The organism is Arthrobacter sp. AOP36-F1-5 (genome assembly GCF_058137995.1).
Window position 1 is genome coordinate 2,757,848 of sequence record NZ_CM176892.1, and the last position, 24,498, is coordinate 2,782,345.

19 protein-coding genes and 1 tRNA gene are annotated in these 24,498 nt (G+C 63.4%); 4 read left to right on the forward strand and 16 right to left on the reverse strand.

Features of this window, described 5'->3' with window-relative positions; all coding sequences use genetic code 11:
• Positions 1-18: 18 nt before the first annotated feature.
• From rpsG to rpoB, 4 genes are all read right to left on the reverse strand, one after another.
• The gene (gene rpsG / locus AC3ZI9_RS12605) at positions 19-489 is read right to left on the reverse strand and encodes a 30S ribosomal protein S7 (protein WP_087000286.1); all 471 of its coding nucleotides are present in this window, start codon (positions 487-489) and stop codon (positions 19-21) included.
• Positions 489-863 (reverse strand): 30S ribosomal protein S12, encoded by a 375-nt coding sequence (rpsL, locus tag AC3ZI9_RS12610; protein ID WP_087000631.1) that lies wholly within the window; start codon positions 861-863, stop codon positions 489-491. Before rpsL ends, rpsG begins: the two co-directional genes overlap by 1 nt.
• A 548-nt stretch (positions 864-1,411) precedes the next feature.
• Positions 1,412-5,302, reverse strand: a complete 3,891-nt coding sequence (locus AC3ZI9_RS12615; protein ID WP_096223377.1) for a DNA-directed RNA polymerase subunit beta' — start codon at positions 5,300-5,302, stop codon at positions 1,412-1,414.
• A 132-nt stretch (positions 5,303-5,434) separates the two neighbouring features.
• Positions 5,435-8,941 carry a DNA-directed RNA polymerase subunit beta gene (gene rpoB, locus AC3ZI9_RS12620; protein ID WP_096223409.1) on the reverse strand — a complete coding sequence of 1,169 codons (3,507 nt, stop codon included), beginning with the start codon at positions 8,939-8,941 and terminating at the stop codon, positions 5,435-5,437.
• 325 nt (positions 8,942-9,266) lie between these two features.
• On the opposite strand from rpoB, the gene AC3ZI9_RS12625 reads away from it, so the two are divergent.
• Positions 9,267-10,460: an acetyl-CoA C-acetyltransferase gene (locus AC3ZI9_RS12625; RefSeq protein ID WP_087000280.1), complete on the forward strand. Its 1,194-nt coding sequence runs from the start codon at positions 9,267-9,269 to the stop codon at positions 10,458-10,460.
• A 231-nt stretch (positions 10,461-10,691) separates the two neighbouring features.
• Here AC3ZI9_RS12625 and AC3ZI9_RS12630 read toward each other — a convergent pair whose 3' ends face one another.
• The 10 genes from AC3ZI9_RS12630 to AC3ZI9_RS12675 all read right to left on the reverse strand — a co-directional run bounded on the left by AC3ZI9_RS12630 (position 10,692) and on the right by AC3ZI9_RS12675 (position 19,142).
• Positions 10,692-11,969 carry an acyltransferase family protein gene (locus tag AC3ZI9_RS12630; protein WP_443390647.1) on the reverse strand — a complete coding sequence of 426 codons (1,278 nt, stop codon included), beginning with the start codon at positions 11,967-11,969 and terminating at the stop codon, positions 10,692-10,694.
• A gap of 187 nt (positions 11,970-12,156) precedes the next feature.
• Positions 12,157-12,531 (reverse strand): 50S ribosomal protein L7/L12, encoded by a 375-nt coding sequence (rplL, locus tag AC3ZI9_RS12635; protein WP_087000275.1) that lies wholly within the window; start codon positions 12,529-12,531, stop codon positions 12,157-12,159.
• Between the two features lie 68 nt (positions 12,532-12,599).
• A complete protein-coding gene (gene rplJ, locus AC3ZI9_RS12640) occupies positions 12,600-13,166 on the reverse strand; it encodes a 50S ribosomal protein L10 (protein ID WP_096223379.1) in 567 nt (188 codons plus the stop codon).
• Between the two features lie 310 nt (positions 13,167-13,476).
• Positions 13,477-14,766 (reverse strand): aromatic amino acid transport family protein, encoded by a 1,290-nt coding sequence (locus tag AC3ZI9_RS12645; protein WP_096223380.1) that lies wholly within the window; start codon positions 14,764-14,766, stop codon positions 13,477-13,479.
• Positions 14,767-14,959: 193 nt separating this feature from the next.
• Positions 14,960-16,102 (reverse strand): hypothetical protein, encoded by a 1,143-nt coding sequence (locus AC3ZI9_RS12650; RefSeq protein ID WP_096223381.1) that lies wholly within the window; start codon positions 16,100-16,102, stop codon positions 14,960-14,962.
• Between the two features lie 207 nt (positions 16,103-16,309).
• Entirely contained in the window at positions 16,310-17,017 is a 708-nt protein-coding gene (gene rplA, locus AC3ZI9_RS12655; RefSeq protein ID WP_087000266.1) for a 50S ribosomal protein L1, read from the reverse strand.
• A 152-nt stretch (positions 17,018-17,169) separates the two neighbouring features.
• A complete protein-coding gene (gene rplK, locus AC3ZI9_RS12660) occupies positions 17,170-17,604 on the reverse strand; it encodes a 50S ribosomal protein L11 (protein WP_087000264.1) in 435 nt (144 codons plus the stop codon).
• A gap of 137 nt (positions 17,605-17,741) precedes the next feature.
• Complete coding sequence (gene nusG / locus AC3ZI9_RS12665; protein WP_087000262.1) at positions 17,742-18,581, reverse strand: transcription termination/antitermination protein NusG; 840 nt, start codon at positions 18,579-18,581, stop codon at positions 17,742-17,744.
• A gap of 97 nt (positions 18,582-18,678) precedes the next feature.
• Complete coding sequence (gene secE / locus AC3ZI9_RS12670) at positions 18,679-18,945, reverse strand: preprotein translocase subunit SecE (protein WP_087000260.1); 267 nt, start codon at positions 18,943-18,945, stop codon at positions 18,679-18,681.
• Positions 18,946-19,069: 124 nt separating this feature from the next.
• Positions 19,070-19,142, reverse strand: a tRNA-Trp gene (locus AC3ZI9_RS12675).
• 240 nt (positions 19,143-19,382) lie between these two features.
• Here AC3ZI9_RS12675 and AC3ZI9_RS12680 point away from each other — a divergent pair.
• Positions 19,383-20,582 (forward strand): pyridoxal phosphate-dependent aminotransferase, encoded by a 1,200-nt coding sequence (locus tag AC3ZI9_RS12680; RefSeq protein ID WP_087000258.1) that lies wholly within the window; start codon positions 19,383-19,385, stop codon positions 20,580-20,582.
• Positions 20,583-20,618: 36 nt separating this feature from the next.
• Here AC3ZI9_RS12680 and AC3ZI9_RS12685 read toward each other — a convergent pair whose 3' ends face one another.
• The gene (locus AC3ZI9_RS12685) at positions 20,619-21,293 is read right to left on the reverse strand and encodes a LuxR C-terminal-related transcriptional regulator (RefSeq protein ID WP_087000257.1); all 675 of its coding nucleotides are present in this window, start codon (positions 21,291-21,293) and stop codon (positions 20,619-20,621) included.
• On the reverse strand, positions 21,290-22,618 hold the full coding sequence (locus tag AC3ZI9_RS12690) for an ATP-binding protein (RefSeq protein WP_489923656.1): 1,329 nt from the start codon (positions 22,616-22,618) through the stop codon (positions 21,290-21,292). Before AC3ZI9_RS12690 ends, AC3ZI9_RS12685 begins: the two co-directional genes overlap by 4 nt.
• Positions 22,619-22,742: 124 nt before the next feature.
• On the opposite strand from AC3ZI9_RS12690, the gene AC3ZI9_RS12695 reads away from it, so the two are divergent.
• A complete protein-coding gene (locus tag AC3ZI9_RS12695; RefSeq protein WP_158225900.1) occupies positions 22,743-24,017 on the forward strand; it encodes a PspC domain-containing protein in 1,275 nt (424 codons plus the stop codon).
• A complete protein-coding gene (locus AC3ZI9_RS12700; protein WP_241895301.1) occupies positions 24,014-24,466 on the forward strand; it encodes a TIGR04086 family membrane protein in 453 nt (150 codons plus the stop codon). Before AC3ZI9_RS12695 ends, AC3ZI9_RS12700 begins: the two co-directional genes overlap by 4 nt.
• Positions 24,467-24,498 lie beyond the last annotated feature (32 nt).

Sequence of the window (24,498 nt, forward strand, 5' to 3'; positions counted from 1 at the left end):
CGTCGTACAAGAGGCGATTTACCAGCGGTAGTGGGCGAATGCCTTGTTGGATTCAGCCATCTTGTGAGTGTCTTCGCGGCGCTTAACAGCGGCACCGAGACCATTCGAGGCGTCCAGGATCTCATTCATGAGACGCTCTACCATCGTCTTTTCGCGGCGGGCCTTGGAGTAGCCAACGAGCCAGCGCAACGCCAGAGCCGTCGCGCGGCCCGGCTTGACCTCGATCGGCACCTGGTAGGTTGCGCCACCAACGCGACGGGACTTGACCTCAATGGAAGGACGGACGTTGTCCATGGCCTTCTTCAGGGCAACCACCGGATCGGCATTGGTCTTGGCCTGCACGCCTTCGAGGGCACCGTAGACGATGCGCTCGGCGGTGGACTTCTTGCCATCGACCAGGACCTTGTTGATCAGCTGGGTGACGAGCGGTGATCCGTGGACGGGATCGGAAACGAGGGGGCGCTTGAACGCCGGACCCTTACGAGGCATTACTTCTTCTCCTTCTTGGCGCCGTAGCGGGAACGAGCCTGCTGACGGTTCTTCACGCCCTGCGTGTCGAGCGCGCCGCGGACGATCTTGTAACGGACACCCGGGAGGTCCTTCACGCGACCGCCGCGAACGAGCACGATGGAGTGCTCCTGCAGGTTGTGGCCTACACCGGGAATGTACGCGCTGACTTCCACGCCGCCGGCCAGGCGCACACGGGCAACCTTACGCAGTGCGGAGTTCGGCTTTTTCGGGGTGGTGGTGTACACGCGGGTGCACACGCCACGACGCATCGGGTTGCCCTTCAGGGCAGGGGCCTTGGTCTTGTTGACCTTCGGCGAGCGGCCCTTCCGGACCAGCTGCTGAATAGTAGGCACTTTCGTGTCCTCCGGTTTCTTGGTTCTGCTGCGCCCGACGCCCACATGCGGCGTTCCGGACACTGCGCTTTTGGTCGTTTCATCGCAGCGCTTGCGGAGTCGACCGTAGGCGTGCAAAAGTGTGGCATTTGTTGCGCAAGTTCCCCGCAACCCGGACCGTGTCCATTTGCCACACATAAAAACAATTAGTCATAGCTTATCACGCCGTCCAGTCCGACCGTAACCAGCAATCACGAGGCCTCGATCACGCCCCGCTGCTGGGCACCGTCACCATCACGGGTCGCAGGTCACTCATCATCCACCGCCCATCGTGACGTCGACGATGAATAGTCGTCTTTACATCCAGTGGACTACTCCCCTATCCATACGATGTGTTGTGATTCGCAGGGACCTGTTCGCCCAGCACCGCGTCCAGGCCGCTGCCAGGGTCCCGGTTCGTGGAAGGCTCGGAACCAGGGACAGTTTTGTCCCCGCCCCCCACAGACGACTATGGCCGGCACCCCGCGAGGGATGCCGGCCATGATGCCGATCAGCTGATCAGCTGGTGCCTAGCGGAAATCGTTGCCGAGATCGTAGTCATCCATCGGGATGGCGTGGAACTCCGGGCTCATACCCGGCTCGACACCTTCATAATCGAAGCCCGTGAAGGCGCTCGGACCCGTGAAGAGGTTGGCCTTGGCTTCCTCCGTCGGTTCCACCGAGACCTGCGTGTAGCGTTCCAAGCCGGTACCGGCCGGGATCAGCTTACCGATGATCACGTTTTCCTTCAGGCCCAACAGCGGGTCGCTCTTGCCTTCCATCGCGGCCTGAGTCAGAACACGCGTTGTCTCCTGGAAGGAAGCGGCCGAGAGCCAGGAATCCGTGGCCAACGAGGCCTTGGTGATGCCCATGAGCTCGTCACGACCCGATGCCGGAGTCTTCCCTTCGGAAACCGCCTTGCGGTTTTCGCTGGTGAAGCGGGCACGGTCTGCCAACTCGCCCGGCAGCAGCCCGGTGTCGCCGGATTCGATGACCGTGATGCGGCGAAGCATCTGGCGCACGATGACTTCCACGTGCTTATCGTGGATGCCCACACCCTGGGACTGGTAGACCTCCTGGACTTCGCGGACCAGGAACTTCTGGGCCTCGCGGGGTCCGAGGACACGCAGCACCTGCTTCGGGTCGATGGCGCCGGCCACCAACTGCTGGCCCACCGCCACCGAATCTCCGTCGGCCACGAGCATACGTGAACGCCGAAGCACCGGGTAGGCGCTTTCCTCGGAGCCGTCATCGGGGGTGATGACGATCCGCAGCTGCTTCTCGGCGTCCTCGATGGTGACTCGTCCAGCAACTTCAGCGATTGGCGCGACGCCCTTGGGGGTCCGTGCTTCGAAGAGTTCCTGAATACGGGGCAGACCCTGGGTGATGTCATCCGCGGAGGCGACACCACCGGTGTGGAAGGTACGCATGGTCAGCTGGGTGCCCGGCTCACCAATCGACTGTGCGGCAATGATGCCCACCGCTTCGCCGATATCCACGGTCTTGCCGGTGGCCAACGAACGGCCGTAGCACAGGGCACAGGTGCCGACGGCGGATTCGCAGGTCAGAACCGAACGGACCTTGATCTCCTGGACGCCCGCTGCAAAGAGTTCGTCGATGAGGATATCGCCCACATCAGCGCCGGACGCTGCCAGCACCTTGCCATCGTCGCCAACAACGTCGACGGCCAAGGTGCGGGTGTAAGCCGAGTTCTCAACGGTCTCGTGCATACGCACGGTACCGATCTCGTCGACGTAGGCAATCGGCACATTGAGGCCGCGTTCGGTGCCACAGTCCGCTTCACGGACGATGACATCCTGCGAGACGTCCACCAGACGACGCGTCAGGTAGCCCGAGTTAGCGGTCTTCAGCGCGGTATCCGCGAGCCCCTTACGGGCACCGTGGGTAGCGATGAAGTACTCGAGAACCGACAGACCCTCACGGTAGGAGGACTTAATCGGCCGCGGGATGATCTCACCCTTCGGGTTCGACACCAGTCCACGAATACCTGCGATCTGGCGCAGCTGCAGCCAGTTACCACGAGCCTTCGAGGTCACCATGCGGTTGATGGTGTTCAGTTCCTCCATGCCGGCCTGCATGGCCTCGGCTACCTCGTCGGTGGCCTTGGTCCAGACATCGATCAGCTCCGAGCGACGCTCGTCATCTGCGATCAGACCCTTGTCATACTGCGACTGGACCTTCAGCGCCTGCTCCTCGTACGGGGCGAGGATGGACTTCTTGTCCATGTTCGAGGTGATGTCAGAGATGGCCACGGTGATACCCGAGCGGGTCGCCCAGTTGAAGCCGGAGTCCTTGAGATTGTCCAGCGTTTCCGCGGCGACGTTCTTCGGGTACCGCTCGGCTAGATCGTTGACGATCTCCGAGAGCACATCCTTGCCGGTGACCTGGGCAACCCAGGGGTAGTCGGCGGGCAGCGTCTCATTGAACAGAACCTGCCCGAGGGAAGTCTCGATCAGCGCCGGGGTGCCTTCTTCCCAACCTTCCGGGGCCGGCTGCTCGGAAGAAGGCACGAAGCCATCCACGCGCATCTTGACCAGGGCGTTCAGGTGAAGGTCGCCGCGGTCCATGGCCATGATCGCTTCAGCCACCGAGCTGAAGGCATGACCTTCGCCGGCTTCCCCGGGACGCTTGGTCGTCAGGTGGTGGAGTCCAATGATCATGTCCTGCGACGGCAGTGCCACGGGGCGTCCATCGGAGGGCTTGAGGATGTTGTTGCTCGAGAGCATCAAAATCCGTGCCTCGGCCTGGGCCTCGGGGCTCAGCGGCAGGTGTACTGCCATCTGGTCACCGTCGAAGTCGGCGTTGAACGCTGCACAAACCAGCGGGTGCAGCTGCAGGGCCTTGCCCTCCACCAGCATTGGCTCGAAGGCCTGGATACCCAGACGGTGCAGGGTGGGTGCACGGTTGAGCAGCACCGGGTGTTCGGTGATGATTTCTTCGAGCACGTCCCAGACCTGCGGGCGGTACCGCTCGACCATGCGCTTGGCGCTCTTGATGTTCTGAGCGTGGTTCAGATCCACCAGACGCTTCATCACGAACGGCTTGAAGAGCTCCAAGGCCATCTGCTTGGGCAGACCACACTGATGCAGCTTCAGCTGCGGGCCGACCACGATGACCGAACGGCCGGAGTAGTCGACACGCTTGCCGAGAAGGTTCTGACGGAAGCGTCCCTGCTTGCCCTTGAGCATGTCGGAGAGCGACTTCAGCGGACGGTTGCCCGGTCCGGTGACCGGGCGACCGCGACGGCCGTTGTCGAACAGCGAGTCAACAGCTTCCTGGAGCATGCGCTTTTCGTTGTTCACGATGATCTCGGGAGCACCAAGATCCAGCAGCCGCTTCAGGCGGTTGTTGCGGTTGATCACGCGACGGTACAGGTCATTCAGGTCGGAGGTCGCGAAACGGCCACCGTCCAACTGGACCATGGGGCGCAGCTCCGGCGGAATCACCGGGACGGCGTCCAGGACCATGCCCATGGGGCTGTTGGTCGTCGTCAGGAACGCGTTGACGACCTTCAAACGCTTCAGGGCGCGGGTCTTACGCTGGCCCTTGCCGTTCTTGATGATGTCGCGCAGCAGTTCGGCTTCGGCTTCCATGTCGAAGGAGGCCAGACGCTTCTGGATCGCCTCGGCGCCCATGCAGCCTTCGAAGAACAGGCCGTACTTCTCGCGCAGGACGCGGAACAGTCCTTCATCACCTTCGAGGTCGGCGACCTTGAGGTTCTTGAAGCGGTCCCAGACCTGCTCGAGACGCTCGATCTCGGCGTCGGCCCGCTTGCGCACCTGGGCCATGGTCTTATCGGCGAGGTCGCGGACCTTCTTCTTCTCGGCAGCCTTGGCACCTTCGGTTTCAAGCCGCGCGAGGTCGTTCTCCAGGTCGCGGGCGATGGCCGCGATATCGGAGTCCCGGTTGTCCACGAGCTGCTTGCGCTCGACGTCGTGCTGGGCCTGCAGGTTCGGCAGCTCAGCGTGACGACGCTCCTCGTCAACCGAGGTGATCATGTAGGCGGCGAAGTAGATGATCTTCTCAAGATCCTTCGGTGCCAGGTCCAACAGGTAACCCAAACGCGAGGGCACGCCCTTGAAGTACCAGATGTGGGTGACCGGGGCGGCGAGTCCGATGTGACCCATCCGCTCACGACGCACCTTGGCACGGGTCACCTCGACGCCGCAGCGCTCACAGATGATGCCCTTGAAACGAACACGCTTGTACTTGCCGCATGAGCATTCCCAGTCGCGGGAAGGACCGAAGATCTTTTCGCAGAAAAGACCGTCCTTTTCCGGCTTCAGGGTGCGGTAGTTGATGGTTTCCGGCTTCTTGACCTCGCCGTAGCTCCAATCGCGGATCTCTTCCGCGGTGGCCAGGCCAATGCGCATATTTCCAAATGAGGATTCGCTGGACATATGGTCCCTGTCTCTCTCTTGTTCTGAAGAAGTCTAATGTTCTGCGGCGGGCACTAGGCCCGCTGGGGTGGGGAAAAGGAAAGCGGTCGACGACGGACGCCCGGCATGGATGCCGGGCCCCCGCCCGTCGTGCTAAACCTCGTCGACGGAGCTTGGCTCGGCCCGGGAAAGGTCGATGCCCAGCTCTTCCGCAGCCCGGAACACTTCTTCGTCCGAGTCCCGCATCTCAATGGGATTGCCATCGGTGGAGAGGACCTCCACGTTGAGGCAGAGTGACTGCATTTCCTTGATGAGCACCTTGAAGGACTCCGGAACACCCGGTTCCGGGATGTTCTCGCCCTTCACGATGGCCTCGTAAACCTTCACGCGGCCGTGGATGTCATCGGACTTGATGGTCAGCAGTTCCTGCAGCGTGTACGCCGCGCCATAGGCCTCGAGGGCCCAGACTTCCATCTCACCGAAGCGCTGGCCACCGAACTGTGCCTTACCACCCAGCGGCTGCTGCGTGATCATGGAGTACGGTCCGGTCGAACGAGCGTGGATCTTGTCGTCGACCAGGTGGTGCAGCTTCAGGATGTACATGTAGCCCACGGACACCTGGTCCGGGAAGGGCTGTCCGGAGCGGCCGTCAAACAGCTTGGCCTTGCCGGAGTTGCCGATCAGGCGATCGCCATCCCGGGTGACATTGGTGTGGTCCAGCAGTCCGCGGATCTCGTCTTCCTCTGCACCGTCGAACACCGGAGTGGCGACGGTCGTGGGGCCTGATTCGCGGGGCAGGTTGGGCAGTTCCTTCACCCAGTCCGGCTCACCCTCGATCTTCCAACCCTGCTTCGCTGCCCAGCCAAGGTGGATTTCCAGGACCTGTCCGACGTTCATACGGCCAGGAACACCCAACGGGTTCAAGACGACGTCGACCGGGGTGCCGTCCTCCAGGAACGGCATGTCCTCGACCGGCAGGATCTTGGAGATGACGCCCTTGTTGCCGTGACGCCCGGCCAGCTTGTCGCCGTCGGCGATCTTGCGCTTCTGGGCCACGTAGACGCGGACCAACTGGTTCACGCCCGGAGGCAGTTCGTCGTCGTTATCCCGTTCGAAGATCCGGACCCCGATGACGGTGCCGGATTCGCCGTGGGGAACCTTCAGGGAGGTGTCACGCACTTCGCGTGACTTCTCGCCGAAGATGGCCCGCAGCAGGCGCTCTTCAGGGGTCAGTTCCGTTTCGCCCTTGGGGGTGACACGGCCAACGAGGATGTCACCGGCCTCGACCTCGGCACCGATGTGGATGATGCCACGTTCGTCGAGCTGTCCCAGAATTTCTTCGGAAACGTTCGGGATGTCTCGGGTGATTTCCTCGGCACCAAGCTTGGTGTCGCGGGCATCGACCTCGTGCTCTTCGATGTGGATGGACGTCATCACGTCGTCGGAAACCATCCGCTGGGACAGGATGATGGCGTCCTCGAAGTTATGTCCTTCCCAGGACATGAAGGCCACCAGCAGGTTCTTACCCAACGCCAGCTCACCATTGTCGGTGGACGGGCCGTCGGCGATGATCGACTGGTATTCCAGACGTTCGCCTTCGGAGACCCGCACCCGCTGGTTGTAGGCGTTGCCGTGGTTTGAACGGGCGAACTTCATGATCGGGTAGGCGGAGTCGGTTCCGTCGTCGTTCATGACGGTGACCAGATCGGCGGACACCTCGGTGACCACGCCCGGCTTGGCAGCGGTGATGGAGTCGCCGGCGTCGACCGCCACGTACTTCTCCATGCCGGTACCCACCAGCGGGGCTTCCGAAGCCAACAGCGGCACGGCCTGGCGCTGCATGTTCGCACCCATGAGGGCGCGGTTGGCGTCGTCGTGCTCCAGGAACGGGATCAGCGCGGTGGCCGCGGAGACCATCTGGCGCGGGGAGACGTCCATGTAGTCGATTTCGGCCGGTTCGACGAGCACGGGCTCGCCGCCGCCGCCACGCTCACGGCAGAGGACCAGGTCCTCGGCGAAGCGCAGGTCATCGGTCATCGGTGCATTCGCCTGGGCGATAATGCTTTCGAGTTCCTCGTCGGCGGTCAGGTAGTCGACCTGGTCGGTGACCTGGCCGTTGACGACCTTGCGGTACGGGGACTCGATGAAGCCGAAGTTGTTGATGCGGGCGTAGGTAGCCAGCGAACCGATCAGGCCGATGTTCGGGCCTTCGGGGGTTTCGATGGGGCACATACGGCCGTAGTGCGAGGGGTGCACGTCACGGACTTCCATGCCGGCTCGGTCACGGGACAGACCACCCGGGCCCAGCGCGGACAGTCGACGCTTATGCGTCAGTCCGGCGAGCGGGTTGTTCTGGTCCATGAACTGCGAAAGCTGTGAGGTTCCGAAGAACTCCTTGATCGCAGCGACCACGGGTCGGATGTTGATCAGCGTCTGCGGCGTGATGGCCTCGACGTCCTGGGTGGTCATCCGTTCACGGACGACGCGCTCCATGCGGGACAGGCCGGTCCGGACCTGGTTCTCGATGAGTTCGCCGACGGCGCGGATGCGACGGTTGCCGAAGTGGTCGATGTCATCGACCTCGACCCGGATATCCGCCTTTACGCCCTTGCGGACGCCAGGAACGGTGGGTTCACCGGCGTGCAGAGCAACGAGGAACTTGATCATCGCGACGATGTCGTCGATGTTCAGCACCGATGCGTCAGCAGCGTCCAGCGGGGTCTCCACGCCGAGCTTGTGGTTGATCTTATAGCGACCAACCTTGGCCAGGTCGTAACGCTTGGAGTTGAAGTAGAGGTTGTCAAGCAGCGCTTCAGCGGCATCGACCGTCGGCGGCTCACCCGGACGCAGCTTGCGGTAGATGTCCAGCAGCGCCTCCTCCTTGGTCTCCGTCGCGTCCTTTTCCAGGGTCGCGCGGATGGAGTCGTACTGGCCGAACTCCTCGAGGATGCGGCCTTCGGTCCACCCGAGGGCCTTCAGCAGTACGGTTACTGACTGCTTGCGCTTGCGGTCCAGACGCACGCCGACCTGATCGCGCTTGTCGATTTCGAGTTCGAACCAAGCACCACGGGACGGGATGATCTTCGCCGTGAAGATGTCCTTGTCACTGGTCTTGTCCGGGGTGCGCTCGAAGTAGGCGCCCGGGGAACGCACCAGTTGGGAGACCACGACACGCTCGGTGCCGTTGATGATGAAGGTGCCCTTGCCGGTCATCAACGGGAAGTCACCCATGAACACGGTCTGCTGCTTGATTTCGCCCGTGTTGTTGTTCATGAACTCGGCCTTGACGTACAACGGCGCGGCGAACGTGGCGTCGCGGTCCTTGCACTCGGCTTCGGTGTACTTCGGGTCCGCGAACTCCGGTTCCGAGAAGCTCAGGGACATGGTGCCCTGGAAGTCCTCGATCGGGGAGATCTCTTCGAAGATCTCTGCCAGACCGGACGTGTCGGCGACACTGGTGATGCCCTCGGCACGCGCCGTCTCCAGACGGGCCTTCCAGTTATCGTTGCCGACGAGCCAATCGAAGCTCTCGACCTGCAATGCCAGCAGGTTCGGCACATCCAGAGGTTCGTGGATCTTTGCGAATGAAATTCGGCCAGCCGCTTCAGCGGTACGAGCCGAACTAGCGGTTTGATGATTTGAGGTGCTCGAGGCGACCAAGAGGGATCCTTCCACAGACCGTCAGGTTTCCGGCGCCAACCCCCGCCCGGGATGAGGAACCCGGAACACCACCGAACATCGGGCCCACCGCTATATGAAGGCCGATTGGAAAGAGGGAAGACGCAAAGATCCACAGTACACGTCCGTAGAGAATCTGTCTACCATACTAGATGCTCGCAAGAAATGCCCGTAGGCCGGAAAAATAATTTCCGACCCCGCCTTCAGTCTGCGCCATCTCCGAGCGAAGCAGCCCGCTTTGGTCTTTATGCTCCACGTCACGATAATTGAACATGAAGTAGTTCCCCCAGCGAAAGCGAGCACCACCATGTCCGATCCACGTGAGGCAGTCCTCGTTTCAGGAGCCCGGACCCCCTTTACCCGCCTCAAGGGCCAGCTTGCGGGCTTTAGCGCCGTAGAGCTCGGCGCTGCCGCCATCACCGGCGCCCTGGAGAAGGCCGGCGTTCCGGCCGCCGATGTGCAGTCGGTCATCATGGGCCACGTCGTCCAGGCCGGCTGCGGACAAAACCCTGCCCGGCAGTCGGCCATCAAGGCAGGCATTGGATGGGACGTGCCCACCGTGACCATCAACAAGGTCTGCCTTTCGGGCCTGGCCGCAATCACCGACGCCGCCCGCATGGTCCGCCTGGGTGAAGCAGACGTCGTTGTGGCCGGCGGTCAGGAATCCATGACCAACGCCCCGCATATTCTGCCCGGCAGCCGCAAGGGGTGGAACTACGGAAGTTTCACGGCCATTGACTCCGTCGATCACGATGGGCTCACCGACGCCTTCGACGGCCAGTCCATGGGCGTCAGCACCGAGACCCGGAACGGCGAACTCGGCATCGATCGGGCCTCACAGGACGAAGTCGCCGCCGCGTCCCACACCCGGGCAGCAGCTGCCCGTGAAGCCGGGATCTTCGACGAAGAGATCCTGTCGCTCTCCGTTCCGCAACGCAAGGGCGATCCGCTCACCGTCGACTCCGACGAGGGTATCCGGCCGGACACCACGGCCGAGAAGCTCGGTGGCCTGCGCTCGGCTTTCGCCAAGGAAGGCACCATTACTGCCGGAAATTCCTCCCCACTCTCCGATGGTGCCGCGGCAGTGGTGGTGGCATCGCGCGAATACGCGGAAAAACATGGCCTGGAGATCTTGGCGGTCATCGGCGCTCCGGGGCAGGTTGCCGGCCCGGATACGTCCTTGCACTCACAACCTTCCAATGCCATCACCGCGGCCCTGGGCAAGGCCGGCTGGACGGTATCGGACCTGGACTTCATTGAAATCAACGAGGCCTTCGGTTCGGTCGCCTGCCAGTCGCTCAAGGATCTGGACTACCCACTGGAGAAGACCAACCTCCACGGTGGCGCCATCGCCTTGGGCCACCCGATCGGCGCCTCGGGTGCCCGGCTGGCCTTGCATGCAGCACTCGAGCTGCAACGCCGAGGTGCGGGCAAGGCAGCTGTCAGCCTCTGCGGCGGCGGAGGCCAGGGCGAGGCATTGCTGCTCTTCCGTGATGCCTGATAGGTAGGAGCATTCCGCCTTCGGGCGTCAGGGAGCGGTCCGCGGCTGGTTGTCGCGGACCGCTTTCAGTTTCTTTTCAGTTCCTGGCCTCCCCGGCCGGTGCATGGCCACGGCACCCCGGGACCGCCAACCTTCCAGTCCGGCCTCGGCTGGTCCGGCACGATGCGGTGGCGGAACGCTGCCGGGGTGAACGCCTTGCGCCGTTGCCCGTTTCCGCATCACCCCCTCCGGCTAAAGGCCCCGAGTGATTCCTCCTTGGGTATGGGGAACCACGCGGGCGGCCGACTGGCGCCGGGCGTCGGCTCGATTGACCCGTTCGGCGAGTCCCCTCCCCCTGTCCAGCAAGACTGTCAGGTCATCGACCCGCGCGGTGACGGCTTTGCCCAGGCGCCGGCCCAGTGTCTGCTCGACGAACCGATACACCAGATAGGCGGCCACCGCCGCGGCCCCCATGGCGATCATCAGGACCACCGGCCGCGGGAGGTATCCGCTGAGCTGGTCGATGATCCACCAACCCCAGATCTCGTGCAGCAAATAGATGGGATACGTCAGCGCCCCCGCCAACGCGAGTCCAGGAAGATTGACCCGACTCAAGGGCGTCAACGTCAGCAGGGCGATCAGGGCGAAGATTCCGACGACGATAGCCCAGTAGGCCTGTTCCGGGATCTGGTATCCGACAAGGCTGGCGGCTTCCTCCGCCCCCTTCTGACCGGTCAGCACCGCAGCTTGGACCACGTTCAACCCCAAGGCAGCCCATCGCATCGGCGTGTGGCCGAACCGGTAGATGAGGAAGAGGCAAATGCCGCCAGCAAAAAGGGCAGCATGTTCGGGGATCAGTGCCTGCCGAACAAAGTTACTGGGAATCAGTGGAGCTAGGAGGCCGACCAGCGGCCAGATCACGGCAAACGCCAGTATCCGACGACACGTCACCCAGCCCAACATCATCAACAACAGGACCAGCCCGTAGAAGCGCATTTCGGCCCAAAGGGTCCAGTAGACGCCGTCGACATACGGGACGTTGAAGCCGCGCTGCATCATCGTCAGGTTCACGGCCCAGTCGGAGAAGGAAAGCCGCTTGCCCATCACTGGCCAGATGAAGAAGATGAGCACCCCGGTGGCGAGCACCGCCACCCAGTAGGCGGGAAAGAGCCGGCCGACACGTGAACCGATAAATTGTGCCGGCCGCTTCCCATAGGCCGAGAGCAGGATGACGAAGCCGCTGATGACGAAGAACAGCTGGACTCCCATGTTCCCGAATACTGACAGACGGGAGAGATTTGGCCAGGCGGCCTTGGCCGGCTCGACGCCCCAGTAGCCGTGGTGCCATGCCGTGTAGTGGTAGAGGATCACTCCCACGGCGGCTACGAGACGTAGCCCGTCAAGCAAAGCCATACGAGGTTTGCCGCGGGGAGCTTGTCCCGCATCCGGCGGAGTACTGCCAGCCTCGGCTGCCGTGGTGACAACCCCGGTGGGGGCCTGCTTTTGGAGTGTTGCCGTGCCGTAGTCCATGCCGCCCACTCCTGTCGCTCTCCGTCTACGTTATCAAGTCGTTACATGTCACGCTAGCAAAGCGGAGTGGAACTTCTTCAACAATATGACGGGCGTCACGAGGGCTGGCTCCTTCTGGCCACCGGTTAAACAGCGTTGCCCCGCCCACCTGGTCGGTGGACGGGGCAACGCTCATGTTGCTTGCTGGTTACTTGAGAGTAACGCTAGCGCCGGCGGCCTCGAGGGCCTCCTTGGCCTTGTCGGCAGCATCCTTGGATGCGCCTTCCAGGACGGCCTTCGGGGCGCCGTCAACGAGGTCCTTGGCTTCCTTCAGACCCAGTGAGGTCAGTGCGCGGACCTCCTTGATGACTGCGATCTTCTTGTCGCCGGGGCCTTCGAGGATGACGTCGAATTCGCTCTGCTCCTCGGCTGCCTCAGCGGCACCGCCGGCCGGGCCGGCAACAGCAACGGCTGCAGCGGTGACGTCGAAGGTCTCTTCGAAGGTCTTAACGAACTCGGAGAGCTCGACGATGGTCATTTCCTTGAAGGCCTCAAGGAGCTCTTCTGTGCTGAGCTTCGCCATGATGTGGCGTCCTTTCAGTGGGGCGGCACGCTATGGTGCCACGAGATTTTTGGTGGTTTGAAGAGCCTTTAGGCTTCTTCGGTGGCAGCGTCGGCAGCAGGTGCTTCCTCGGCCTCGGCGGCAGAAGCTTCGGCCGGAGCCGACGCTGCACCACCTTCTTCACGCTTGGCGCGCAGTGCATCGATGGTGCGGACTGCGGCGGAAGCCGGAGCCTGCAGGACACCGGCGATGCGGGCCAACTGGTGTTCGCGGGACTCAAGCGCACCGAAGGCGACCACCTGAGCGGCGTCCATGGACGCACCCTCGAAGTAGCCGGACTTGACGATCAGCTTTTCGTTGGACTTCGCGAAATCCGTCAGGCTCTTGGTCGCGGCCACTGCATCGCCCTTGATGAAGGCGATGGCGGTCGGGCCGGCCAGCTGGCCATCGAACGAATCGATGCCGGCTTCCTTGGCTGCGATGCCCGTCAGGGTGTTCTTCACAACCGAGAACTTGGTGTCTGCACCAAGCGCACGGCGCAACTCCTGGAGCTGTGCAACGCTGAGCCCACGGTATTCGGTCAGGACAGCGGCGCTCGACTCCTTGAAGTCGTTGATGATTTCCTGAACTGCTGAAATCTTGATTTGCGTTGCCATAACCCTCCTTCCGGGGATTGTTTATGAGTCGGTCTGACCGGTCCACGAGCCCGGAAGGGCTGGCATAAAAAACGCCCCGCGCAGATGCACGGGGCTTGGCTTTTTCCAACGGGTAATCGCCAGAAAAAGAAAGGCTTCGTTCACCTGCGTAGGCCGCCCAGAAGCTGGGACTTTCGGATGGTTTCCCATGCTGGCACGGGCTACCACCGACCGACGGTCTTTGGTTCGTCTAGTTTATCTGTAGACCTACCCGAGTACCAAATCGGGTCTGGGTGGCGCCGTCGAGGTTCCGCGGGCGCCACCCCATCCATCAGCGCAGCAGGCTAATGAGGATGCCGCCGACGGCGACGATGCCTGCAATGACCACGAAGACGTTGGAGGCCCTCCCCCGGAACCGGGCCAGGGCGGGAACCTTGTGGATGGCGTACATGGGCATCAGGTAGAGCACGGCGGCGATCACGGGGCCAGCCAACGATTCGATCAGCGACAGGATGCTTGGATTGAGGATGCCCGCTACCCAGGTCGTGACGATAAGGAAGGTGCTCACCCCGATTTTCAGGGCACGGTCGCTGATGCGCTTCTGTTGCGGATCCACCATGGTCCGGACGATCGCCGTGGCTCCTTCGGCGGCACCTAGCCAATGGCCGAAGAAGGAGGAGGCGATGGCGGCAATGGCCACCGCTGGGCCCAGCCAGGCAATGATCGGCATGTCCATGACATTGGCCAAGTGGGAAAGGACCGGCAGATTCGCATCCTTGGCATCCTGTAGCCCCGCCGGGCCTAGGGCCAGGACGCATGACCATACGAAGCCCATCGTGAAGACGACCAGCAGGGTTGCGACCCCGCGCAGGATCGATGAGGCCTTATCCACCGACCCGACGCCATAGCGTTCGCGTAAAGACACGGAAAACTGGGAGATGGCCGGGGAATGGTTGAAGGAGAAGACCAGGACAGGAATCATCAGCCACAGCGACATCGCGAAGTCGCCAACTGCGGGAAACGCACCGAACCCTTCGAAGGACCAGGACGGGATGAGCAGGAGCGTGACCGCCAAGAGCACGGCGATGAGCGGGTAGACCAGCCATTGGGTGACGACCAGCATGACTTTCTGACCGGCGACCATCACCGAGGACAGCAGGAGGATGAGCAGCCCGGCCAAGAGCCAGCGAGGCCACGGGTCCATCCCGAGCTGATTGACCATCAGGCTTTCGACGGTATTGGTGATGCCCACCCCGTAGATCAGCACAATGGGGTAGATCGCCAGGAAGTACAAGAACGTGACCACGCGGCCGGCGTTCTCCCCGAAGTAGTTCCGCACTACCCCGGTGATGTCCTGGTCCGGGTTCGGCGAGGCGCAAACGATACGGGATAGCGCCCGGTGGGAATAGTACGTCATCGGCCAGATCAACACCGTAGCGATGAGTAGCGGCCATAACCCTCCCAGCCCGGCGTTCATGGGCAGGAAGAGAATGCCTGCGCCGACCGCGGTACCGAACAGGCCCAGAGTCCAGCTGGTGTCGAACCGGTTCCAGGCCGGAACGACGGCCCGCCTGGTGGAAACCGTCTTCTCGGGAGGGACGGGTGGTTGGCTCGTTGACATGGGAGAACTCCTCCGTTGGCGGTTCTTCAACATTTGGCATGGAGCCCCGAAGACCAACAGAGTGTTGGGCCTGGGCAGCAAGGGGACTTTCATCTGCCGGTGGTGTGGGACCTCGGGATCTGACCGATGCCGCAGCATTGGGTCGCAGAAGGCTCCGCTGCCATCTTCCCCCAGAACGGACCTTGAACGCCATTTAGCCGTTGGGGGGCAGGGGCACCCCCGAGGTCCGGGTCCATTCGCCTTCGACCATGCAGGCGGCGAACCCGAGGGCCTCATTGACGTGGAGCATGTAGGAATTCTCCGCAGCATTCCAGGTATAGATGCGCTCGACCCGGGGCAAGGCGTCCAGGATCCGCCGATGGTTGGCCGCCTTGACCCGTAAACCGAGGCGGTGGCCCCGATGTTCCGGAAGAACGAGTGTCCCCTCTTGGAAGGCGATCCGTTCCTGCCCGTCGAAGACCACCAGCTCCGTATAGGCCACGAGTTGGCCACTGCCGAGGTCCCGGGCGACCGTGACCACGGAGGTGGTTCCCTGCTTCCGTCGCCGCGCCTCCATCGTGCGCAGCCGATCGCCGTCCCAGCGCGAGGGTTCGAAGCTCAGTCCACCTGCTGGAGGGTCGATGTCCATTCGCTCAATAATCCTGCAGTAATCTGCCACGTGGGCCTCGGGAACCGGCCCCGTCCAGGATTCGAGAACGTACCCGGGCCCGGCCACGGCAGCTTGCTTTTCCAGGCGCACCAACGAAGCACCGTCTGCTGCGCTGATCCCCACTCGGCTGCCACGGTCCACCAGGCCCAGCGTGAAGCCGTGCCGGTGGGCAAAGGCGGGCCCCGGCGCCGCGGTGCTGATCCATCCGGCCCCCGAATCCGGCCTCAGGATTCCCTCCGCAGGGTCCGCGGCCACCCCCTCGCCGCCGTTTTCCAGCGAGACTCCGGTATAGAGGTTCAGTACGGTGCGGTTGTCTTCCAGGCAGAGGTCGGCAACCCGCCGAAGGAGCCGGCTGCCCAGCCCGTGGGACCGCCTCGGCCCAGCCACGACGAGATCGATGTCGGCCGACTGGCGGTTTTCGGCCAGCGGCAGGAAAACGATGGCCGCAGCAATAATGTCCGCTCCCGGCTCCTCTCCGTCACCAATCATGTGGATCATATGCCTGCCGTAGGCGCTGGGTTGGACACGGGCGATTTCGACGGCGTCCCCGGTGACCAGGTCATCGTGTCCGAGCTCTTCAATCCCCGACTGTCGGAAGAGGCTGCGGATGGCCGAGAACTCGGCGCCGCCGGGCCCTTGCAGGGTGGCCGGAATGGGCAGCTCTCGAAGCGTGAGTTGTTCTGGCATGGCGGCCTTCCGCTGGTGGTCAGAGCGGCAGACAGCTACATCAAACCACTGATTGGCACTTCTCAATCAATATTCTAGCGAGTCCGGTCCTCCCGGGTAAAGGGGCCGGCCGATCCACTTTCCGCTCGCACGGGTTAACCCAAAAACCCCCGCACCGTGAGGTGCGGGGGTTCCTGCGGTTCCACCTGATCGGGGAGCCTCTGCCAATTAGGCGTCGGCGATGACCTTGGTCACGTTCGGGTCCACCGGGATGCCGGGGCCGAAGGTGGTGGCCACGGTCGCCTTCGAGATGTAGCGGCCCTTGGAAGCCGAAGGCTTCAGGCGCAGAACCTCTTCGAGCGCTGCTGCGTAGTTCTCCGCCAGCTTGTCGGCGTCGAAGGACACCTTGCCGATGATGAAGTGCAGGTTGGAGTGCTTGTCGACGCGGAAGTCGATCTTGCCACCCTTGATGTCGTTGACGGCCTTGGCGACGTCCATGGTCACCGTGCCGGTCTTCGGGTTCGGCATCAGGTTACGCGGGCCCAGGACCTTGCCCAGACGTCCAACCTTGCCCATGAGGTCAGGGGTGGCCACGGCGGCGTCGAAGTCGGTCCAGCCGCCCTGGATCTTTTCAATCAGGTCGTCGGAGCCAACGAAGTCGGCGCCGGCGGCGATGGCCGCTTCGGCCTTATCGCCGTTGGCGAAGACCAGCACGCGGGCGGTCTTGCCGGTGCCGTGGGGCAGGTTGACCGTACCGCGGACCATCTGATCGGCCTTACGGGGATCGACGCCCAGGCGGAAGGCGACCTCTACGGTCGAATCCGTCTTCGCGGAGCCGGTTTCCTTGGCCAAGGCAATGGCCTCGGTCGGGGAGTACAGGTTGTCGCCATCAATCTTGGCGACAGCTGCCTGGAATGCTTTGCTGCGCTTTGCCATCTGCTTGTTCTCCTTATGCAGTCGTGGTCATTCGTGGATCGCGCTGGACCCTGCCACTAGGACGTCGGTGGCTGCCACCGGTTGGAGGCTTCCGACGTCGTTCTTTGATGTTTGGTGGGTGTTTCCGCCGGGACGGAAACGGTGAGGCGGTCTTAGCCTTCGACGGTGATGCCCATGGAGCGGGCAGTGCCGGCGACGATCTTTGCGGCGGCCTGGACGTCGTTGGCGTTCAGGTCCTCCATCTTGGTGTTGGCGATCTCCTCGACCTGTGCGGCGGAGAGCTTGCCGACCTTATCGGTATGCGGCGTGGAGGAGCCCTTGGCAACGCCCGCAGCCTTCTTGATGAGCTCAGCAGCCGGCGGCGTCTTGGTGATGAAGGTGAAGGAACGGTCTTCGTAGACCGTGATCTCCACCGGGATGACGTTGCCGCGCTGGGATTCCGTGGCGGCGTTGTACGCCTTGCAGAACTCCATGATGTTCACGCCGTGCTGACCAAGTGCCGGACCGATCGGCGGGGCCGGGTTGGCGGCACCTGCCTGGATCTGCAGCTTGATGAGGCCGGAAACCTTTTTCTTCTTCGGGGCCATATCGGGACCTTCTTCTCATTGCGTTTCCCGCGGAACACAGGAGCGTGTTCCGGGGTGGTGGCCGCCGTGGCGCGACGGCCTTGGTCGTTTCCAGCTGCGGAAAGCGGCCGCGCTGGGAACGAAGTCTTCGGTGATCCCTACTGGATCTTCGTGACCTGGCTGAACGACAGCGTCACCGGGGTCTCGCGTTCGAAGATCGACACGAGGACCACGAGTTGCTGGGACTCGAGCTTGATCTCGCTGATCGTTGCCGGGAGGGTTTCGAACGGACCATCGTTGACGGTCACGGACTCCCCCACGGTGAAGTCGACGTTGACCTCGGTGATCGGGGCGCGCCCCGGCTTCGAGGAGCCGCCTTCCTGCGCGGGTTCCTCGGTCACGATGGTGTGCTCGAGCATGGAGAACACCTCGTCGAGGCTCAGCGGTGTCGGGTCATGGGCGTTGCCCACGAAACCTGTGACACCGGGGGTGTGACGTACGGTGCCCCACGATTCGTCGGTCAGCTCCATGCGCACCAGGACATAGCCGGGGATGCGCACGCGGCGAACGATCTTCCGGGTCGTGTTCTTGATTTCCACGACCTCTTCCATGGGGACCTGGATTTCATAGATGAAATCCTCCATGCCCAGGGTCTGGGCGCGGGTCTCCAGGTTCACCTTCACACGGTTCTCATAACCGGCGTAGGAGTGGATGACGTACCAGTCACCGGGCTGGCGGCGCAGCTTGGTCCGGTATTCCTCCTTGGCGGCCGCAACGGCCTCCTCGGGGGACAGTTCGGGAGCCCCTGCTGCTTCGTCCTCGCCCGTGGCGGTGGATTCATCGGCGTTGGAGGCGTCGTCCGCGGTTTCCTCGGACGCCTCGGCGGCCGGGGTCTGTTCCGAAACGACGGAATCGACCGGCGCCTCTACGGCGTCGGCCTCGGTTGCCTGCTCAACGGCGTCGTCGTTGGCCTGCGGTTCGAGTTCCTGCTCGGACACTGCGGTTCCTGCTTTCTTTGACTGGTAAACCAGAACATTTCATCGTGGCTGGGCCGAGGGATACCGACATCGCCCTCTTCGGGGGCGTCGGCAGCCGCTACTGCTCCGGTGGGTTGGTGAAGACCAGGATCGCGCCGTTTCCGAACAACAGGTCCAGCCCGCTAACGATCAGCATCACCAGGATCACGAAACCCAGAACGGTCAGCGTGTAGTTCACCAACTCGCTACGGGTCGGGGTGACGACCTTCTTCAGCTCGGAAATGACCTGGCGGAAGAACAAGGCGATACGCGCAAAGAAACCGCCCTTGGCGGGCTTGCCGCCTCGGGGGGAGCCCGTGGAGCGTCCCGTTGTTGCTTCGGTCACTGTGCCTCGATTCGAGTTCTTCGCATCTTGAAACAATCACGGTGTACCGCGGCCTGTCGGCCGCAACACACCGTGACGTGGATTTCGCCGAGCCCCCACATCCAAGATGTGGGTTGCCACTGCGCAGGGCAGACAGGACTCGAACCTGCAACCTGCGGTTTTGGAGACCGCTGCGCTACCAATTGCGCCACTACCCTTCGGATTGGTCGTCCGTCCCGCCGTGGTGGCCCTTCAAGCACACCGCGTCGAGGCGTAATCCAACACCGAGGGAACAGTCTACGCATTGACCACCCACAAGTCGAACCGGATCGACCTCGCGGACCGACTGTCTTGGCCTGACTTCCATGGGCCTGGTGACGCATTCTGTGCCGCCCGGCGGAGCGCGGCTAAGCTGGAATCAGCTAGGCCCCACGCCCTCGACCCCAGGAAGCGAACCCATGTCACGCATTTCCCGACGCATCGGATCGATCGCCGAATCAGCCACGCTCGCCGTGGACGCCAAGGCCAAGGCGCTTAAGGCCGCCGGGCGTCCCGTCATCGGGTTCGGTGCCGGCGAACCCGATTTCCCGACGCCCGACTATGTTGTGGAGGCCGCGATCGAAGCGGCCCGCAACCCACGATTCCACCGCTACTCCCCCGCCTCGGGCCTGCCGGAATTGAAGGCAGCCATAGCAGCCAAAACCCTGCGGGATTCGGGCTATGCCGTGGAGGACTCCCAGGTCTTGGTCACCAATGGTGGCAAGCAGGCGGTGTACAACACGTTTGCGACCCTGTTGGATCCTGGCGACGAAGTCATCGTCCCCACCCCCTATTGGACGACCTACCCCGAAGCGATCCGCTTGGCGGGCGGCGTGCCGGTGGAGGTCTTCGCAGGTCCCGAGCAGGGGTACTTGGTGACAACCGAGCAGCTCGAGGCAGCGCTGACCGAGCGCACCAAGATCCTGGTCTTCGTTTCCCCCTCCAACCCGACCGGCGCCGTCTACCCTCCGGAGATGGTCGCCGAAATCGGCCGGTGGGCCGCGGCGAAGGGCCTATGGGTCGTCACCGACGAGATCTACGAACATCTGACCTACGACGACGCGAAGTTCACCTCGATCGCCACCGCAGCCCCGGAATTAGGTGACCGGGTCGTCATCCTCAACGGCGTGGCCAAGACCTATGCGATGACCGGTTGGCGGGTGGGTTGGATGATCGGCCCCTCGGATGTCATCAAGGCGGCCACCAACCTGCAGTCCCATGCGACGTCGAACGTCGCCAACGTCCCCCAGATGGCAGCTTTGGCTGCCGTCGCTGGCCCGTTGGATGCCGTGGATGAGATGCGGACTGCCTTCGACCGTCGGCGCAAGGCCATCGTTGCTGGGCTGAATGCCATCGACGGGGTGGAATGCCCCACCCCGAAGGGCGCCTTCTACGTCTACGCCGATGTCCGCGGTCTTTTGGGCCGGGAGATTGACGGCGTCCGCCCGCAGACATCTGCCGAGTTGGCCGCCTTGATCCTGGAAAAGGCCGAGGTGGCCGTGGTCCCCGGCGAGGCCTTTGGTCCCTCGGGTTTCCTACGCTTGTCCTACGCGCTCGGTGATGACGATCTGGCCGAAGGCATCGGTCGGATCGCCACCCTCCTGGGCCGCGCCGCCTAGGTGCACCGGTCCCCGGTCGGGCCGTGGAGCCCAGGATCAGAGAATCCGGCGGTCCACGGCCCATCGGGTGAGTTCGTGACGGTTGGACAACTGCAGCTTCCGCAGGACCTTGGAGACGTGGGTTTCCACGGTCTTCACGGAGATGAATAGTTCCTTGGCCACTTCCTTATAGGTGTATCCCCGGGCGATGAGTCGCATCACCTCCAGCTCCCGGTCGGACAGCAGGTCCAGTTCGTCCTCGGCGCTGACGCCGGCCTGGGTGCCGAAGGCGTCCAGGACGAAGCCAGCCAGTCGCGGGGAGAACACCGCGTCTCCTGCCGAAACCCGGATCACGGCGTCGGAGATCTCGGCACCGGAAATCGATTTGGTCACGTAGCCGCGGGCCCCTGCCCGGATGACGGTCACGACGTCTTCGGCCGCATCGGAGACGCTGAGGGCCAGGAAACGCACGTCGCCGAGTAGTTCTGAGCATCCCGCCAAGACTTCCGCACCTCCGCCCCCACGGCCGCCGGGCAGGTGCACATCGAGGAGGACGACGTCTGGACGTCGCTCGCTGACGGTCCGGATGGCCTCTTCCACGGTGGCGGCCTCGCCGACCACCCGCAGCCGATCGTCCAGATCGGATTTCAACCCGGAACGGAAGATCGCGTGGTCATCGACCACCACGACACTGATCTGCCGAGCTGCCGCTGTCGGTTCGAGGGTATTCACCGGTTCTGCTCCTCCATCGGTTCGTGCTTTATGGCCAGGTGCACTTCGGTGCCCCCGGTCGTGCTGGAAATCGTGGCGGTACCTCCGTTGCGTTGCATTCGGCCGATAATTGATTCCCGCACCCCCAGCCGGTCCTGTTCCAGATCCTCTGGATCGAAGCCGGTTCCGCGGTCACGGATGAAGACATCGACCCTTCTCGGCGAGGCCTCCACATAGACGGCAACCGTCCCCCCGGCATGTTTGGCAGCATTCAGCATGGCCTCGCGGGCCGCCTGCACCACGGCATCGTGCCCTTCGAGACCTTCGAGGTCCCCCACGGCGACGACGTCGATCACCGCGTCATGGGACTCCTCAAGCCGGGCAGCTTCGACGCGGATGTCCTCACAGATACCGCCCTCCGCCCGCGGAGTGTCCCGGTAGAGCCATTGACGCAACTCCCGTTCCTGGGCCCTGGCTAGCCGGAGTACTTGGGCCTCGTCTCCGGCGCGCATCTGGATCAGGGCCAGGGTTTGCAGGACCGAATCGTGGAGATGTGCGGCAATTTCTGCTCGTTCCCCGATTCGGACCCGACTCGCCCGTTCGGATTCATAGTCCCTCCAGAACCTCAGGCCCCACGGGGCGAGGACCAGCAACACCCCAGCCAGGACGATGACCGCGACGAAGACCCCGTTCCACAACGCGTCCAGGCTGACGGCGCCGGAGACCAGGAAGATCAGTCCCAGCACGACGAGGGCAACACCGCCCACCAAGCGCACCACTCCTGCTGCCCGCTCGGCCCCAGCGGCCTTGCGTAAACCTTGCCGGCGGACTCCGTCGAGTTGCAGCCAGGCCAGAACGGCACCGGCGATAATCAGCACGGCAGGCCAGATGAGCCCCCACGCCACCGGCAGGCCCTGCATCTGGGCGAAGAGCAACAGGCTCAGCAACAGCAGCCCGGCCCCGGCCAGGACCTGACGGCCTGCCAGGCCGCCTAGACGCCAGTGCAGCCAGGCACCGGTCCCCTGCGGGGCGGCAGGATCACCGGTAGCCTGCTGTTCCCCTCCTGCCCCGGTCCCGAGGAAGCCCCCGGTGTCGGTGGCCAACGAGATCGGTGCCCCGGCACGGGAGCGTTCGGCATCCTCGAGGGCGTCCTCCCGTGAGGGGACCATGACCCACAGCCAGCCATACAGGACAATCCCGGCACCGGCGAAGAGGGTCAGCAGAGCCATCCCGAACCGGATATTGCGCACCGGGTACTCCAGGTGGACCGCCAATCCGGCGCAGACTCCGCCCAGCACGCGAGGTTCAGCACGCAACAGGGGCGGGCGGCTGCGCGTTTCGGTCATGACCCCATACAAACATGCCCCGGACCGTTCGCTGGTCCCACTCAGGGGAATCGGGGGAAGGATCAGGGGCCGTTCAGGGCAGACCCCGATGGTGGCAGGAGCCCTAACAGGCAAGGATGAAAACATGAATCACGCACCTGTAGAAAATTCCTTCTTCCGTTGGCTCCGGGGGCTGGGCGTCGAGCGCGGTGAACACCACTGGATTGGTGGTGTCTCCTCGGGCTTGGCGCGGCGCTTCGGCATCGACACAGCCCTGGCCCGCGGCCTGCTGCTGATCGTCGTCATCTTCTCCGGAGTCGGGCTCCTGCTGTATGGCTTGGCGTGGGCCCTGCTGCCGGGCCCCGATGGACGTATCCATCTCCAGCAGGCAGGACGCGGGCAGTGGAGCAGCGGGATGACCGGTGCGCTGATCTTCGTGGTCATCGGACTGGTCAACGGGCCCTCCTTCTTGGGCGGATGGCGCTTCGACACCAGCGATTCATGGTGGAGCAGCCTCATCTGGACCGCCGTTTGGGTGGGGGCCATCATCTGGTTCTTCTCCACACGGTCGTCGCGTCGACAGAAGCGTCTGGATCATCAGGGCCTCCCGGCCGACGGCGTCCCGGGCCAGCCTGCGCCCGGTACGGACCCCACCCAGGGCCCCTCCGGGTCCGCTGCGACTCCTCAGGCTGGCGCGGGTGCGGACTCCGAAATGAATACGGGCATCACCCACCCAGGAAAGGCCCCCACGGCCAAGAACCGCCAGCCCCGGCCATCCCGGGTCCGCCCAGCCATTCCGGGTCACCATGTCGCGATCTTGCTGGGCGTGGCCGTTCTGGTCGCCGGGGCCGTCATGCTCACCGCGATGGAGGCGATCTTGGACTACGGCGGCCGCGAGGTCACAGTGGCTCTGGCTGCCGCACTGACGGTACTGGGCGCCGGCCTGGTCGGCGCCGCCCTGCGCTCGTTGCGTGGAGGGGCCCTGACCGGATTCACGATCGCGCTGCTCGTCCCCACCCTCCTGGTCGGCGGAATCGGCACCCAGTACGCTCCGAGCACCAGCTGGCCTGGACCAGTCGTGCAGCGCTCTGGCAACGAATACACCTACGTCTTCAACAACGGAACCCTTGACCTGAGTCGGTACGGGCAGGACATGACGGAGGACACGAAGCTGAAGGTGAACAACGTCTTCAGCAGCCTGAAGGTCATCGTTCCGGACAACCTCCCGGTGAAAATCACCGCCGACTCAGCCTTCTACTCGCTGCAGGTACCTGACGGCGAGGGGGTCCGAAAATACTCGGGGATCGCCAGTGGAGACACCATCAACATCAACCCAGAAGCCGATGGCCCGATCCTGCACCTCGACATCGACGGGGCCTTTAATTCCATCGACATCACCTCCAAGGAGGTCACACCATGAGCGATCCCAGTACCGGACATGAGCCCGAACAGGGCCCGGTAGAATCTCAGCCGGAGCAGCCGACCCGTCCCATCGGCCCCCCGGAACATCCGACGACACCGATCGGCAGTACCGGGCCGACCCCGTCTCCGAAGGAACCCGGCCCGATGCCAGGGGAACCGACGACGAACGCCGACTTCTTCACGGCACGACCCGGGCCGCTGGGCGTCCCTGCCGAAGAAGCACCGCCGATGGCCCCAGAGAACCACGGCATGCCGTTGGGGACGTTCGTCTTCGGGCTCGTGGTCATGGCCATCGGACTGTTGATCCTGGTTTCGGTCTTCTACAACATCACCCTGAGCGGAAGTACGGTGGCCATCGTCCTGTTCCTCGGTGCTGGTCTGGTGTTGATCGTCGGCGGCCTGGTGGCCGCACGCCGTTCCTCCCGGACACACCCCGCCCGCTCCTGATACCGTCACAGTCCAGCAGCACACCTTGAAAG